Raw genomic sequence first — 16,436 nt, 5'->3', positions numbered from 1 at the left:
TTTATTAAAATGCTACATTAAGACCCATCAAAATTGTTGGCTGAACCGGATAGTTCCATCCTCCAAATCCTGATCCTTTTACTGCGTCACCCTTATCCGGATCTCCTCCTGCCACTTCAGGATCAACTCCTGTGTATTTTGTCCATGTCCATAAATTCTGACCCGATAAAGAAATTCTAAGTTTGTCTAAACCGAATTTATTATAGAATGAAAATCCTAATTGTAAATTTTTCATACGTACATAAGAACCATCTTCTACATACAGAGAAGAGAATTTAGTGTAGTTCTCATTGTTGTCATCTTTAGACAAACGAGGAACTGAATTCGAAGTTCCTTCTCCGTGCCATGCCATTTGATCTAATCCTTCTACTTTGTTGGTTAAACTTGCACCATTGTATAAATCTGAAATGTTTGTATTAACGATATCATTTCCAATACTGGAATAAAAATTAGCTACTAAATCAAATTGTTTGTAGGCAAAATTTAAATTCAATCCAATGTTGTAATCAGCCCAAGGAGAACCAATTTTTGTACGGTCTTTATCATCTAATTTTCCGTCACCATTCACATCTTTAAAGCGAACATCTCCTTCTTTTGCATAAGGCTGTAATTTAGTTCCGTGCTCATCTGTATGAGAATTTAATTCTGTTTGATTTTGGAATAAACCGTCAGCTACATATCCGTAGAAATATCCTGGTTCTTCTCCTTTAACGGTCAAAGTTCTGTTAGCAGCTCCGTACAATTTTTCATCATTAGAAGATAAAGACAACATTTCAACATCTACTGTTGTAAAAGTTACATCTGCGCCATAAGAGAAGTCTCCTTTTTTATCTTTATAAGAAATCAATAAATCAATACCGCTGGATTGCATAGAACCTACATTTGTCCAGATTGTTGCATTACTTGGGAATCCGCTGTAAGCTGGAAATTGCTTCAGGAATAACATATCTTCTGTTTTTTTCTTATAATATTCTAATGATCCTGAAAGCTTGTTTTTCCACAATCCGAAATCAACTCCAAAACTCATATCTTCAACAGTTTCCCATTTGATATCTTTATTTGCCATAGAATCAGGAAACGAAGTATCGCCAATCACATCTCCGATAGGATAAAACCCTTGTCCGATGTTGGACTGATAAACTGCTGTTGGTAATCCCTGATTACCTACTTTACCCCAACCTGCTCTAAATCTAAGATCACTTAAAACATCTTTTGTAGCTTCCATAAATCCCTCATTCAGAATTCTCCATGAAACAGAAGCTGATGGGAAATTTGCCCATTTGTTGTTCGTCATAAACTTAGAAGAACCATCACGTCTGAATGTTCCCGTGAAATAATACTTGTTGTCGTAGTTATAAGAAAAACGAGAAATATAAGACATGAGTGAACTTGACCAGCTGTTACCTTTACTATCGCGGTTTTTAGTTGCAGCATTTACCTCTCTCATTAAATCAGAGTTATTAGGCACACCTTCGCCGTAACCCCAAACATCATTTCCATTATACTCCTCCATTGTATTTCCGACCATCAAAGACGCATTGTGTTTTTCTGCAAATGTTCTGGAATAGGTAACTGTATTTTGCCATGTCCAGTCTACATTTGTTGTAGCCCATCTTTCCACTTTATTGATCTCTTCTTTTTCGTGCGCGGCATCAATGATGAAATCGGGTCTGAACCTGCTTCTTACTTTGTCCCCAACTTCAACAGATGCCTGAGTACGAATTACTAAACCTTTGATTGGCGCGTATTGCAAATAACCATTTGTATTTAAGTTATACTGATCCGTAAAATCATCATATCTCTTTACAGCTGCAACCGGATTCCATACATACGAAGGCGAGCGTGCATAAATACTGTATTCGTTTTCATCTCCCGTTAATTGGTCTGCTGGCTTGTAAATGGGTGTAATTGGATCAATTTTATCAAAATCAGCCCAGTTTCCAGGTTGACCGTAAGTTTCATAACGTGGATTTAAAGTGATTCCGGCAGAGAATTTATCTGAGAATTTAAAATCATTGGCAATTCTCAAAGTAATTCTCTCCCAGCCTCCTACTTCATAAATAGACTCTGCATCATAATAGTTCATGCTAATTGCATAAGTATGTTTCTCAGAACCACCGCTAACTCCCAAAGAAGCATTGACTACCGGTGCTCCGCCTCTAATTCCGGCTTTCCACCAATCTGTTGTTTTTCCTCTGTATTGAGAAGGATTTGGCAAATAATCCGCGTATCCCGAATTGTTGTATGCTTTATTCATAATCGTTGCATAACCTTCGGCATCAGCCATATTATAAGGGTTGTTCATGATTTGCATTCCAGAACTTGTGTCAAAGTTGAATCTTGTTTTACCAACTTTACCTTTTTTAGTGGTGATCAAAATAACTCCGTTAGAAGCACGAGAACCGTAAATTGCACTTGCGGAAGCATCTTTTAAAACCTCCATAGATTCAATTTCATTATTACTTAAGAAATTGATGCTTGTTCCCATCGGAATACCATCTACCACATAAAGCGGATCTGTACTTAAATTTACTGTAGAAATACCACGAATCAATACTCTTGGCTGTGCACCCGGACCTCCTTGTCCTGTAACCTGAACTCCGGAAACTTTTCCTTGCAGGGATTCTGCAACGTTACCAACAGTCATGGTTTGAAGTTCTTTTCCTTTAATAGAAGAAATCGAACTTGTTACATCGCTCTTTTTTACAGCGGCGTAACCTACAACAACAATTTCATCTAGTGCCTGGCTTGATTCTTCCAATACAACATCAAAAGATGTTTTATCGCCAACCAGAACTGTTTTGCTCGAAAAACCAACAAATGAGAATTCGATTTGAGCATTTTTATTAGGAACAGTGATGCTGAATTTTCCATCAAAATCTGTTGCCGCAGTAGTAGCTGTTCCTTTTACAACTATATTCACTCCCGGAATTGGTACGGCGCCCTTGTCCTTAACGCTACCTGTTACTTTTATTTGTCCAAATGATGCAACTGTGCACATAAGGGCTATAAAAAACCATATATATTTAAATTTCATAGTAAGCTGTTTTATTAATTAAATGTTATAACAAAGTCATAACAACTTATTTTTTTGTTATAAATATTCTTTCTAACTCTGTATCAAGAACTACTTTATAAACTCCGGGAGCTGCTGGATATTTAGCATTTCCGTTTTCTCCAGGCGACATGGTACAGATACCATTTTTGATTAATCTCCATGACGGATTCCACCACTGACCCGTTAAAGTCGCTTCCATTTGTCCCGTTAAAGTATATTCTCCAACTAACTGGTAAGGGTTTGCTGCATTATTTGCCAAGTGAAGTTTTGTCGTTACCCATGCATTCCAGGTATCCCAGTTTGCACCATCAATTCCGCCACCGCAAACACTCACAAATGGTCTTCTTAAGGCTTCGTCATCATGCCATAATCCGTTGGCAACATCAGCCCAGACTTTGCTTGAAGGTGTGTATTTTGTCACAGTATATGCCAGTGTATTTGGATTTACTTTTATGTTGTAATATCCTTTAGTTGGTAAAATAATTGGAGTTGCAGTTAAATCGTCTACTAGACCTCCAGCTGCATTTAATCCGAAACAATGTGGGGCAAAGTCCGCTTCCTGACCAAGGAAATAAATCTCTTTATTGTCTTTATCAGCATAATATTTGAATTCGAAATCCTGTCCGTTTTTCTCGTGGAAATACATTGGCACACCCACAGCATCAGTAGTCAGGTTGGTGCCTTTTGGCTGATCGCATAAATAGATAGCAGGATATTCGTTCGTTGCCACAATATTGATATTTAAAGATCCTGTATTGGGAATTGCGAATTTATCTTTAGCTGTAACTGTTAACACATAATTTGCAGCTGTTACAGGTAATGTGTACATTTTGTTGAAAGTATAAGATTGAGGTGCTCCTGTTAATTGAACCATTTCGTCAATACCTAATGCCTCGCATTTTACCTGTACATAATCGATTCCTGAATCATCATTTACCACAAAATTTACCGGCATTTCATTACTTGTTGACAATAAAATAACCGCTCCTTCTTTTGGAGTAACCATACTTATAGATGGCGCAGCAAACTCTCCGTCTAAACGAAGATTGATTTCTTCATTAACAACATTTCCGGAAACATCGGTTATAACCAATTTTATTTTGAAAGCTTCAGAAGTTCCGCGGTTTGCAGGAATTTCGAAGAAGTAACTTAAGTCATAAGTTTCAAGCAAAGGACTTGTTGCAAACGTGATCACTTTATCAAGTGATAATTCAGGAATTTGAATTTGAACACTTTTTAGTCCTAAATCATCTGCCAGAGCAGCTTTGATTTCAAATTTTCGGCTTGGCGCTCCATAAATCTCTTTGGTCGAAACTACAACTGTAGGATCATCAGAGCTTGGAAAACCAGATTCATTATTTTGACATCCGGTAAAAAGGACGCCAAAAAGGGCAAGAAAAAATAAAAATATATTTTTTTTCATCTCTCAAATTTTAAGGTTAGGTTAGTTTAGTTTGTTTTATGCTAGTAAAGATTGTTGTTGAAATGAGGTAAACTCATTTTTGAAGAGAATCTGGATTGTCTTTCTGTTTTTGGTAAAGAATTGGGACAATCAAAAGGCAATGGTTTGTTTTTTGTCATTTTAGTAAAGTTTGGTTAATATTCTTTTTTTTATTTTTTTCCTCTAAACGAATTGCTGATTAACAATTCAAAAAGTCTTTATTTTTATTTTTTTAAACCCGCAATTACAAAATTGCGGGCCCGATAAGTAATACGTAAAACCAACTCTTACAATCTTATCTTAAAGAAGGCCCATTCTTTAAGCGGATCAAAAACTTACCAAAAAAAATAAACACTTAATTTTTTACACAGTAACAACTTAAATAGATTACTATAAGTGCAAAGAAATAAGTATTGCAGGCTTCTAAGGAGGGGTAAAATGGAAAAAAAAGGAGGTCAAAATGGCAATTAACTATTATTTTAGATTTAAAATTAACAAGTATAAAAAAATACCACTCTATTTTTACATAATTCGCAATTATTAAAAAATAGTCAGTTTATAACTAAAACGTTTGATATTTTTCAAAGATTCTTGCTCGCTTGCGCAAAAAACAAAAGAGTATTCAAAGAATAAAAAATCTAACGGATGATTATTTAATGATATTCAAGTCAGAATTAAAAGAATTCTTATACTTTTTGATGTATTCTGAAGGCGTCATCCCGAAGAGTTTTACAAACTGCTGTCTGAAGTATTTTGAGTCTTCAAAACCAACTTCGGCACTTGCCTGTGCGATATTCATATCTTCTGTCAGCATGAGCATTGCGGCTCTTCGAATTCGGACTGAACGGATAAATGCATTTAAGGTCTGACCAGAAATAATTTTGATTTTGGTATAAAGTGTTCTGTGGCTCATTCCCATTTCGAGTGCGAAGTTTTTAATCGTGAAATCTCTTTTGTGAATATTGGCTTCAACAATATCAATACACTTTTTCAAAATTTCCTGATATTCAAGAGGAACTTTCTGAGTGTTTTCTTTTAGCGTTATACTGTCTAAGAAATAAGTTCTGAGATTACTGCGGTTGCGCAGTAACGATTCTACGCGGGCAACTAAAATATCATCATCAAAAGGTTTTGTTATATAATCATCGGCGCCATCTGTAATTCCCTGCAAGTGCGTTTCCGGATTCTTAGATGCTGTGAGTAAAATAACCGGAATATGAGATAAACTTTCGCTTTCCTTTATTTTACGACATAATTCCAGACCGTCCATTTGCTGCATGGTGATATCGCTGATCACCAAATCCGGCATGTGCTTTTTGGTGAGTTTCAATCCTTCTTCACCGTTTTCAGCACTGTAAACGATATAATTTTCTGCGAACAATTTGATCAGATAGGCTCTGATTTCGGCATTGTCGTCAATAATTAAAACCGTCCGTTTATCAGTGAGCATGATCTTCTGAAAATCATTCTCTGCCAAAGACGGATTTAGCGTACTTATATTTTCTTGTAGATCATCCCCGCTTAATTCATCAAATAACTGACTTCTTTGTGGTGTTTTACTGGTAATCTCGGCGTTTTCAAAATGACTGTTTCCTTTTAGAAATGTTAGTTTAAATGTACTGCCTTTTCCAAGTGCGCTTTGACAGCTTACACTTCCTTTGTGTTTTTCCACAAAATATTTTACAATATAAAGCCCAATTCCAAAACCGGTTCCCACCGACACTTTCGAATTGATTTGCTTGAATTTTTCGAAAATGACCTCAATATCCTTTTTCTCAATTCCCTCACCGTTATCAGCAATTTCTAATACTACTTCATTAGCTGTTTCTGTTAGTACAAGATTAATTTCACCGCCAATGTGCGTATATTTAAAAGCATTAGACATTAAATTAAATAACGAAATTTCAATTTTTTCGTAATCTCCAATTATTACAATTTCGTGATCCGGAATATGAAAGTTGTATTGAATATTTTTATCTTTTGCCTGATTGACAAAACATTGATATACCTCATTGCATAAACTATTCACATTTATGGACGATAATCTAAGGGAGTCAGCATCATTTTCGGCTTTTCTAAAAAGCAAAAGCTGATCTACCAGACTCAAAAGTCTGCGGGCGTTTCTGTGGGCAATTGCCAGGTCGCTTCCCGAAGATCCGTTTTGAACACTTTCTTTCTGAACCGCTTTTTTCAGCGGATTTATAATCAGCGAAAGCGGTGTTCTAAACTCATGTGAGATATAAGTAAACATCGAGGATTGTTTCTCGGCAACTTCTTTTTCTTTTTTGCTTTCCAGTTCGGCTATTTTTACTTTATACTTTAGTTTTTCTTTATTTTTATGATATTCCAAATACGCAAAAAGAATTCCAGCCAGCGCTAATAAATAGACAGAATAAGCCCACCATGTTCTGTACCAGGGTGGTAAAATTTCGATTGTTACAAGGCTTATTTCTTTATTCCATCCCCCTTTAAAATTGGTCGTTTTTACTTTAAAAGTATATTTCCCTTCGGTTAATCTGGCATAATTTGCTTTTCGGGCCTGACCCACATAATTCCATTGCACATCCCAGCCTTCTAAATAATACGCATAATTGATTTTGTCTGCATTGTTATAATCCAGTGCCACAAATTCAAGTGATAAAGTAGTCTGATCGTACGGAAGGCTAACTTCTTTTATTCTGCCCGATTCCCACTGAGATACCAAATCATTTTTGCTTTCTTCGATAGGCTGATTGTTTACATAAAAATCAGTTAAGAGTAAATTATTCTGTTGATTGAATCCTTTGATGGCCTGAGGAAAAAAGATATTGAAACCGTTAATTCCTCCAAACAAAAACTCACCTGTTGACAATTTAATTCCCGCATTGAAACTAAACTGATTGCTTTGCAGACCATCATTTACAGAAAAATTACGGAAGGTTTTTTGTTTCTTGTCAAAGCGGCAAACTCCATTATAGGTACTCATCCAAAGATTGCCTTCTTTGTCTTCCAGCAATCGCAAAATCGTATTTGATGGCAAACCATCGTCTGTTGTGAGTCTTTTGAAGTTATTGGTTTTTCGGTCAAAGAGTAACAATCCGCCTTCCTGAGTGCCCAGCCATAGATTTTTGTCTTTGTCTTCATGAATGCATCTGATGGGATTTCCAATAACTGTTTTAGAGATTTTTCTGGTATTTTTTTCGAAAGAAAATAAAGTCGTGTAATTTCCACCCCAAAGTTTTCCGTCGCTGGTCTCTATTAAAGATTGCAGATTGGTAATCGATTGATCAAAAAGCGTAAAACTATTTTTAGATCTGTCAAACCAATACAAAGCTCCTTCATTTGTTGCGCTGGCCCAAATATTAGATTTTGAATCTTTATATACCAGCCAGATTTTCTTCTCAACTTGTTTGGTAAAAGGATTAAAGCAAGAATATTGGGTAACCGTATTTGTATTGGCACTTATCTTATTTACACCGCCGTTCCAGGTCGAAAGCCAAATATCGTTATTATTATCCCTGACAATACCGGTAATAAAGGGGCTCGATAGTTTATGGCTGTAATTGCTGTAGGTATTGGTTTTTCGGTTCCAGTATTTTAGTCCCGCACCATCTGTACCTACCCATAAGTTTTTCTTTTGGTCTTCACAAAAAGATAAAATAAAGTTCTCAGCCGGATTCGTGGCATTGTAACGAATACTTTTAAAATATTTAGGCGTACTACTGAGCATACTTATCCCACCGCGAAGCGATCCAAACCATTTATTTCCTGATTTATCTTCGTACAAACTCCAAACTGAGTTACTCTTGGCCAATTGCACCTCGTTTACAATATTAGAAGAACTGGCTTTCTTATTTGCTGCGCTAATTTTATAAATACCACAGCCATCTGTTGTGATCCAGATTTCATTTTTCTTGTCCAAAAGAATATCGGTAACGCTGCATTTATTGGAAAAATAATTCTCTGATAGCCCGCCGGATTTTGTGTTGAAGAGAAAAACTCCTTCATCGGTTCCCAGCCACAGATTGCCATCTAAGGCCAGTTTCATTGCTTTGACTTCTTTAGAAAACGCAAAAACCGCTTTTAGACTTTTTGATTGATAATTGTAGCTGCAAATTCCAACATTACGCACATATATCCAGCAGTGCCCATTTTTCTTATCGTCCTGAATAGCAATAGCATCATAGTTATTGATGCTGATTTTGTTACCTAAAACTTTTAGCGGAATTTGTTTTCCGGCAAAAGAACCTTCCTCAAAAGCAATTAAACCTAAATTCTGAGAAGCCACCAAAACAAGCGCATCAGAGACCGAGCGCATCTGATGAATAATATCTTTTAAAACTTTAGGCTTTTTGTTGGACAGAACATATTCTACCGGATGAAATGTTGCTGTTCTTTTATTGTAAATACAAATACCGTTAGAACCTCCCACCCATATGTTTTTTCTCGAATCGCCTTCAATATTATAAATGGTATTAAAAAGGAGTGATTTTTCATCGTTGATTCTGTTTCGGAAAACTTTGAAATTATAGCCGTCATAACGATTTAATCCGTCGTAGGTTCCAAACCAAAGATAACCGTCGCTGTCCTGAAAAATAGTGGTTACCGAATTATTAGACAAACCATCCGAAATATCAAGAAATTTTATTGGATTATCCTGTGCAGGGCATACAGAAGAAAAACCTATTAAAAAAAGAAGATGTAAAACAAAATACTTCAAAATAAATACTTTTTGTCTGAGTGTAAAAAGTACAATTATAAGTTAATTTTATAGATATTTCATAAAAATAAACAGATAAAAATTGCATTACCTCTTTACTTATAAGATTTTATCCTTTGTTTCTCTTTTTAACACATTTATACCTATAAAAAAACCAATCTTAATTAGGAGTGGTTTTCATATTTATTTTTAGACTCTTTAATTTAAAAAACAAAAAAGGAATATTCTATTGGTTTATCTTGTAAGACTGCATAGCATATAAAGATATCTATTTGTTGTTTCTAATGCGCAGAAATGATCAATACTGTGAAAAAAAAGGAAAATCATCTCAAAAGAAAATCTTAGCATTGGCTGTAACCTAATTTTTTTTTTATCGTCTTAAATTATAACAACCAAAAGACATAAAAATGAAAACAGTTTATTATACGGCAGTGCTATTATTATTTTTCGGAAGTCCGATTTACGCTCAAAACAAAATACTTATAGATCCTAAACCCTCTTCGATTTTTATTGAGCAAAGTGAAAACAAGCAAATTCTCAATTTTGATTTTTTGATCTCCAATCAATCCAAAGATACCCTGACTTTACAGCGCTTAAAAATTTCAATTTTTGACAATCAAAATCATTTAGTTCATACCAGATTTTTGGATAATAACGGAACTGCCCCTAGTATTTTATTAGTACCAACTCGCACTTGGAATGGTCAGGAAAATCATTTGGTTTTTAATCCTTTTTCAGAATTTGATAATTCATTTCCTTTAAATAAATTAGAATTCGAATGGACTTTTAGTGATGCTAAAGAAAATGAAATGATTGTAAAAACTACGATTCTACCTGAGAAATACCAGCAAAAAACAAATTATCAATTCCCATTAAAAGGTCGTGTGCTGGTATATGACGCACACGATTACAACTCACACCATCGCAGATTTGACTATAATTTTGAGCCTATCAAAATGCTTGAACTCAAATCAAATTTCATGCGTTATGCCTATGATTTTGTATTATTGGATACTAGCAACAATCAATTTAAAAATAAGGGAGAAAACAATTCTGATTACTTTGGTTTTGAAAGATCCGTTTATGCGGTTGCTGACGGAAAAATAATTTACTCCGTAGCGAATCACAAAGACGATAAGACTTTTGATATTCCCAAGCTAAAAGAAAATCCTTTGGAATTATATGGAAATTGTGTCGCAATTCAGCATAACGATGGCTCAGTTAGTATTTATGGTCATTTAAAAGAAAACAGTTTAAAATACAAGAAAGGAGATTTAGTAAAATCCGGACAGGAAATCGGTCAAATTGGTGTTTCAGGCAGTTCCTTTTTTCCGCACCTTCATTTTGAGATCAGAACTGATTTATCGAACACCGCAGAAGGGCTTCCTTCCTATTTTTCGAATATTGATTTAGTAATTGGAAATAAATCTCAAAAACTAAAATCGGGTTTGGCTGAAACCGGAAATGTTATTCAGGCAAAATAATAAGATATTTATTGTGATTTTGTCTCTGAGCAAAAAAGCGGTACAAATGCATTGCTATTTATACCGCTTTTCGTGAGATTATTTGGGAAGATCATTTTCGCTTATATCACAACGCATGGTTGTCAATATTTGCTTAAAACCGGCTTTTTCATAAGCTCTGACTGCCGCTTGGTTTTCAGAGTAAACTTCCAGTCTAACCTCTGTTATGCCTTGCGATAAAACCCATTTTTTAAGATCATTCAGCAATAAATTATTAAAACCATTCCCCCTAAATTCCGGACTCACATACATGAAACCCAAATAGCCGAATGAGTCAAACTTTTGATACGATTTTGCTGATCGAATCTGCGCATATCCACATCCAATAATTTGTTGTTTATAGTCTATAACCAAAATTTCTGACTTCTCATCCCATATAAACTCTTCTATGTTATAATAGAAGATTTCACCCTCTTTAAGTGTTGGGTCAAATGGTCGTTCTGCCGTAACAAGAAACTGTAGAAATTCTGCTAGTTTAGGCAAATCAGCAGTAGTAGCACGTCTGATTGATATGTCTTTTGTAATTGCATCCATATTTCAAATATACAAAAAATGATTTTTTAATAAATTAAAGAAATACCAGGGCATACTATTTTTACCAAATTATCCCCCAATATATTATCGTTTTTCTTTTTTTGTTAATTGCTATTCCTTTTGAATACCCATTCTGCCAATCTAGAGGCATTTGTGGATCAGGAAGTAAATCAAAATTTTTAAAGTGCTTTCCTGATTTAGCATCAATTACGTAGATATCGAAATTATTATCAAGCGGTCGATTACTTTCATCTGTAACATTATAAACGACGAAATTTGGTACTGGATATTTATTTTTATAGCAATCTTTGTCTACTGAAAGGGTGTCTAATATTTCAACCCTTTTTATGTTTTCGTAAGTATCCTTTGTTTCAAATCTATTAACTAAAAACATACATGAATCTTTAGATGTATAAGTAGCAACAAAATGATATTTATTTAATATCGAATCAATTTTTAAATTATCAACTTCATAATTATATAGCATGAAACATACATCATTTTTGGTTATATTTTTATTATTGATGGTGGTGTAGGGATATTTAATTAATTTATTTGGAAAATGTGAAGTTATAACAGTATCAAATTCACTTCTAGCAGCAATGTAAGCGTCATTATCTTCTTTATTACATGACTATTACAACTAACAAACATAAATACAATGATTAGTAATCTTAATATAATTTTTTTCATACTTTATTTTTTAAATCCCGCTGTGAAAAGTGCTCATTGACAGGCTTGCGCAAATGCCTCTGACCTTTGCGTAATTTTAAACAAATATAATTGAAAAACAGAAATCTCATAAATTCTCTGACTTTAAAACTAAATATCTCTTATGTATGTCCGAATGTAAATTTGATAACGAATCCTTATTTATGTATAAGAAATTTCATAGTTATCAGCTTAATTTTAAACTTACTAATTAAAATATCTAAGTCATGGAAAATTTAAACAACTACAATAGCGAAGATCTTCAAAAATGTCCTTATCACAGTCAGCAAAATAGTAGCAACAATAATGGGGAACGGGAAAATGCTAACACAGGCGATTGGGATGACGAGCGAGATGAAGCAGGAACCGATCCTGACCGTAATGATTCCGACCAACTTGAAGAAGGCGGAAATAACAATTCAGGAGGTGCAGGAAGCACTGGAAGCGCGGCTACAAACAGTTAATTGACAAAATTAACAGGCGCACTCTAAAAAGAAATTTATATTCAAAAGACAAAAAATGTGCAAATCCTAAAAATAGAATTTGCGCATTTTTTTTATTCTTCATTGTATTTAATCCATCAAAAAAACAACCAATCCCCTAGCCCCATGCGCACCCAAAACCAAAGACTGTTCAATATCAGCCGTCTTAGAAGGTCCGGCGATAAAAGTTCCGAAACCATACTGCTGGTTTCCAATGCTGTCATAAGCCTGATGCATTGTCGCAACGAGGTCTTTTTTATTCACTACGATTGCTAAATATTGCGTTATAAAAGGTGCAACACGTTGTCCTAAAATGTCATCGGTTACCCAAAGTGCACTATTTTCAGCTACTCCAAAATGCGCTTTTATAATTGTTAATTCCACATTTTGAAGCGAATGCGGATCGTCGTTTGTCCAATCTAAAACAGCTATTTCAGAAAGCTCCGGAATTGTCGTTATGATTCGTTTTTCAAGTGGATAGTTACTCTTGATATACATTAGTACTTCATTATAATCAGCCACTTCTATCGGATTTCCTCCGATGTTTTTTAATACTGTTTTATACATTTCCAAAACATCAAACTGTTCTGAACCTAAAACTTTTAAATCAGGTAATTCAGCAGCAAGATTAGGCTGACTTTGTTTTATTTTATTTAAGATTTCAGCTTTACTACTCATCTTTATTTGCTTTAGATTCCCTTGAATTTTTCTTGTACCATTCTCTAAAAGATTCCTCCGGAACGTCTGGCATTTCGCGCCCGTCGTACCATTTGTTCATTTTATTATTCACTAACCCAGGAATATTTTTCATTACAAATCTTCCCGATTTCCCAGCCAGATTAAATACCGTAGGATTCGCTAAAACGGTGGCCATGGTTTTCATCGCAATAGTTTTTGAAGTTGGCGTATGCCCTTCTTTTACCAAAACCTGACGCCATTTGTACAATTGGTCGTGAATATCAATTTTCACCGGACAAACATTGGTGCACGAACCACAAAGGGTACTTGCAAAAGGTAAATCGGCATTCTGGCTCATATCTAAATTAGGCGCTAGGATCGATCCAATTGGTCCGGCAACGGCATTATGATAGCTATGTCCGCCACTTCTTCTGTACACCGGACAAGTATTCATACAAGCGCCACAACGAATACATTTTAAAGAGTTTCTGAAATCTGCCCTGCCTAATTGCGTGCTTCTTCCGTTATCTACAATTACAACATGAATTTCTTTTCCGTCTCTTGGCTTTTTAAAATGACTTGAGAAAGTCGTGATCGGCTGTCCTGTAGCGCTTCTGGCTAATAATCTTAGGAAAACACCTAAATGTTCACGCTTTGGAATCAATTTTTCGAATCCCATGCAGGCAATGTGAACATCGGCTAAATGCGCCCCCATATCAGCATTTCCTTCATTGGTACAAACTACAAACTCACCTGTCTGGGCAATAGCAAAGTTAACTCCTGTTAAAGCGGCCTTGCGCGTTAAAAAGGTATCACGCAGTTCACGTCTTGCAGATTCGGTTAAATATTGAGGGTCAAAATTTCCTTTTTCGGTTCCCAGATGCTGGTGAAAAGTTTCACTTACATCTTCTTTTTTAAGGTGAATGGCCGGCAATACAATATGGCTCGGCGGCTCTTTACGAAGCTGAACGATATATTCTCCTAAATCAGAATCGATAACTTCGATCCCTTTATCGGCTAAATAATCATTCAAATGGCATTCTTCTGTAAGCATTGATTTTGATTTCACCATTTGCTTTACATTGTGCTTTTGTAAAATCGAATGCACAATTTCATTATGTTCTTTTGCATCGGCAGCCCAATGCACAATGATTCCGTTTTTTTGAGCATTAGCCTCAAAATCAATTAAATAATCGTGCATATTGGCAAGCACATTATTTTTAATTTGAGAAGCGGTTTCACGAAGTAATTCCCAATCCTGAATTTGATTTGCCGATTTATCACGTTTGGCGCGAACAAACCAAAGCGTTTCATCATGCCAGTTTACCCGTTCTACATCTTTATTAAAACGTGCTGCGGCCTGGCTATGTTCTATTATTTTTTCTGAAGACATCTTTTGTGAGTTAAAAGTAAATACTGAAATCTTTTAATTTTCCAGTGAATTTAATATCTCGGCTATATGAATGGTTTTGATGTTGCTTTTTTGCCTTTTCAGAATTCCTTCCAAATGCATCAGGCACGACATATCACCTCCGGTTATGTAATCAACATTATGGTTCTCGTGATCTTTAATTCGATCTTGTCCCATCTTTACTGACACAGCTTCTTCGGTCACACAAAAGGTACCTCCAAAACCACAACATTCATCTTTTCTGGTTAAAGAAACCAAATCGAGTCCTTTTATGTTGCGAATTAATTGTTCGGGTTTAGAGAAAAATGGAGCATTTAATTCACTCATCTGCGAAAGCTTTAAACCACGTTGTCCATGGCAGCTTGTATGCATTCCAACTCTGTAGGGGAAGTTTCCCTCTATATAGTCAACTTTGAGAATATCAGTAATAAATTCTGTGAGTTCAAAAACCTTTTTTCGCATTTCGCGTGCCAATTCCTCTTGTTTCTCATCATGCAAATGATCCTTTACATGCAGAACACAACTTCCTGATGGGCAAACGATATAATCAAAACCAGAAAAATTGGCTATGAAATTAGCATCGCAGCCTTTGGTTAAATATTGATAGCCGCTATTGGCCATCGGTTGTCCACAACAGGTTTGTCCCATTGGAAACTCAACATCACAGCCTAATTTTTGTAAAAGCTCATAGGTTGCAATACCTACTTTTGGATAAAACTGGTCGACATAGCAGGGTATAAAAAGTCCAACTTTCATATTCTTGTAATTTTCTTAAAACACATAAAAAAATCAATATTTTCATGTGTTATTTTTGTTCACACAGATCCTGTAGATTGAGTAGATTTAATTTTAATCTTTTTAATCCTTTAATCTGTGGCTAATATAATATATACAAACCAGCTATTATATTAATGTTTGCAAAATTTCAAATCAATTTGGTAAATCTGATAAAGTAAAGTAGAGACCAAGAATGTTAGGAACAGCTATTTGCGTTATTTCTTACCTTGACAAATCACTAAAGTAATTTCTGGGTATTACTGTACTGTCTACCGATTTTAATGTAATGGGAGAAACTAAAGAAAGAATGATTTTCAATAGAGAAAAAAGATCGGTAAAAGCCCTTTTAATTTTATTGATAGCAATTCAATTTAAGCCGCTAAAATTAGATTCTCTCAAAAATACAAAACTCAAATATCTAATAATAATGCATTATATTTATTCTTATTTTTAAATCATTGCATATGAAAACAAAATTTTATGTAGCAGCACTTACATTTGTTTTGATAGGCTGTAGTAAACTAAATCCTATTGAAGAGAGTCTCATAGCAAAACCTGATGAACATTGGGTATATTATAATTCAAATTCCTCACATTTTACCCATTTTAAATTCAATAAAGATAAATTGAGTCATCGATATCAGAGAAATAGCAAAGGAGAATTTCAAGAATATTTAGGCGAAAGCGACGTTGTAGAAACTCCTCTAAAATGGTCTGTAACAAAAGACAGCATTTTTTCCTGGGGAGATTTCAAATACGATGTTGTGAGTTATACCGACAATTGTATTGTCCTAAATTATATTATAAAAACCAAACCTTTTTCTGGTTATATATTTTTAGTAAAACAAAAAGACAACGAAATTACAATCGGGCCATGTGCAATAGAACATAAAAGAAGTAAGCATCCTGAAAAATATAATTTATCAAAATGATCAAAAATTAGCTATAAAAAAACCTCGTTTAAATCCTTAAACGAGGTTTTATCTTTTTAATTCAAAAAAGATTATTTTTTTGCTTCTTCAATTTTATCAATATCTTTTGATAAGATAGAAAATCAGAAGAAGTAAATTATCACAAGCTGTTTTTTAGAATCTTTGATAATCAATTAATTACAGAGATACT

At 34.7% G+C, this 16,436-nt stretch carries 11 protein-coding genes; 3 read left to right on the top strand and 8 right to left on the bottom strand.

Going from position 1 to position 16,436, the window contains the following annotated elements; all coding sequences use genetic code 11:
* Positions 1-4: 4 nt before the first annotated feature.
* From Q7C23_RS08620 to Q7C23_RS08610, 3 genes are all read right to left on the bottom strand, one after another.
* Positions 5-3,037 (bottom strand): SusC/RagA family TonB-linked outer membrane protein, encoded by a 3,033-nt coding sequence (locus Q7C23_RS08620; RefSeq protein WP_375032128.1) that lies wholly within the window; start codon positions 3,035-3,037, stop codon positions 5-7.
* Positions 3,038-3,083: 46 nt separating this feature from the next.
* A complete protein-coding gene (locus Q7C23_RS08615; protein ID WP_375032127.1) occupies positions 3,084-4,481 on the bottom strand; it encodes a hypothetical protein in 1,398 nt (465 codons plus the stop codon).
* Positions 4,482-5,148: 667 nt separating this feature from the next.
* A complete protein-coding gene (locus Q7C23_RS08610; protein WP_375032126.1) occupies positions 5,149-9,198 on the bottom strand; it encodes a two-component regulator propeller domain-containing protein in 4,050 nt (1,349 codons plus the stop codon).
* Between the two features lie 407 nt (positions 9,199-9,605).
* On the opposite strand from Q7C23_RS08610, the gene Q7C23_RS08605 reads away from it, so the two are divergent.
* Positions 9,606-10,682, top strand: a complete 1,077-nt coding sequence (locus Q7C23_RS08605) for a M23 family metallopeptidase (RefSeq protein ID WP_375032125.1) — start codon at positions 9,606-9,608, stop codon at positions 10,680-10,682.
* 78 nt (positions 10,683-10,760) lie between these two features.
* Here the strand turns inward: Q7C23_RS08605 and Q7C23_RS08600 are convergent, their stop codons facing one another.
* Both Q7C23_RS08600 and Q7C23_RS08595 read right to left on the bottom strand, forming a co-directional pair.
* Positions 10,761-11,255, bottom strand: coding sequence for a GNAT family N-acetyltransferase (locus Q7C23_RS08600; protein WP_375032124.1), 495 nt, complete (start codon positions 11,253-11,255; stop codon positions 10,761-10,763).
* Positions 11,256-11,316: 61 nt separating this feature from the next.
* Positions 11,317-11,742, bottom strand: coding sequence for a hypothetical protein (locus Q7C23_RS08595; protein ID WP_375032123.1), 426 nt, complete (start codon positions 11,740-11,742; stop codon positions 11,317-11,319).
* Positions 11,743-12,193: 451 nt separating this feature from the next.
* Between Q7C23_RS08595 and Q7C23_RS08590 the strand changes: the two genes are divergently transcribed.
* Positions 12,194-12,430, top strand: coding sequence for a hypothetical protein (locus Q7C23_RS08590; protein WP_375032122.1), 237 nt, complete (start codon positions 12,194-12,196; stop codon positions 12,428-12,430).
* A gap of 108 nt (positions 12,431-12,538) precedes the next feature.
* Here Q7C23_RS08590 and Q7C23_RS08585 read toward each other — a convergent pair whose 3' ends face one another.
* Genes Q7C23_RS08585 through Q7C23_RS08575 form a run of 3 tightly spaced genes read right to left on the bottom strand, consistent with a single transcriptional unit; the run spans position 12,539 to position 15,293 of the window.
* A complete protein-coding gene (locus Q7C23_RS08585) occupies positions 12,539-13,126 on the bottom strand; it encodes a lactate utilization protein C (protein ID WP_375032121.1) in 588 nt (195 codons plus the stop codon).
* The gene (locus tag Q7C23_RS08580) at positions 13,119-14,519 is read right to left on the bottom strand and encodes a lactate utilization protein B (RefSeq protein WP_375032120.1); all 1,401 of its coding nucleotides are present in this window, start codon (positions 14,517-14,519) and stop codon (positions 13,119-13,121) included. Before Q7C23_RS08580 ends, Q7C23_RS08585 begins: the two co-directional genes overlap by 8 nt.
* Before the next feature lie 33 nt (positions 14,520-14,552).
* Positions 14,553-15,293, bottom strand: coding sequence for a (Fe-S)-binding protein (locus Q7C23_RS08575; RefSeq protein WP_375032119.1), 741 nt, complete (start codon positions 15,291-15,293; stop codon positions 14,553-14,555).
* Positions 15,294-15,778: 485 nt separating this feature from the next.
* Here Q7C23_RS08575 and Q7C23_RS08570 point away from each other — a divergent pair, with 485 nt between their 5' ends.
* On the top strand, positions 15,779-16,246 hold the full coding sequence (locus Q7C23_RS08570) for a hypothetical protein (protein ID WP_375032118.1): 468 nt from the start codon (positions 15,779-15,781) through the stop codon (positions 16,244-16,246).
* Positions 16,247-16,436 lie beyond the last annotated feature (190 nt).

The organism is Flavobacterium sp. LAR06 (genome assembly GCF_041946075.1).
Taxonomy (GTDB): Bacteria; Bacteroidota; Bacteroidia; order Flavobacteriales; family Flavobacteriaceae; genus Flavobacterium.
Note: the sequence above shows the minus strand (reverse complement) of the source record. Positions and strands in the feature narration are given on the sequence as shown.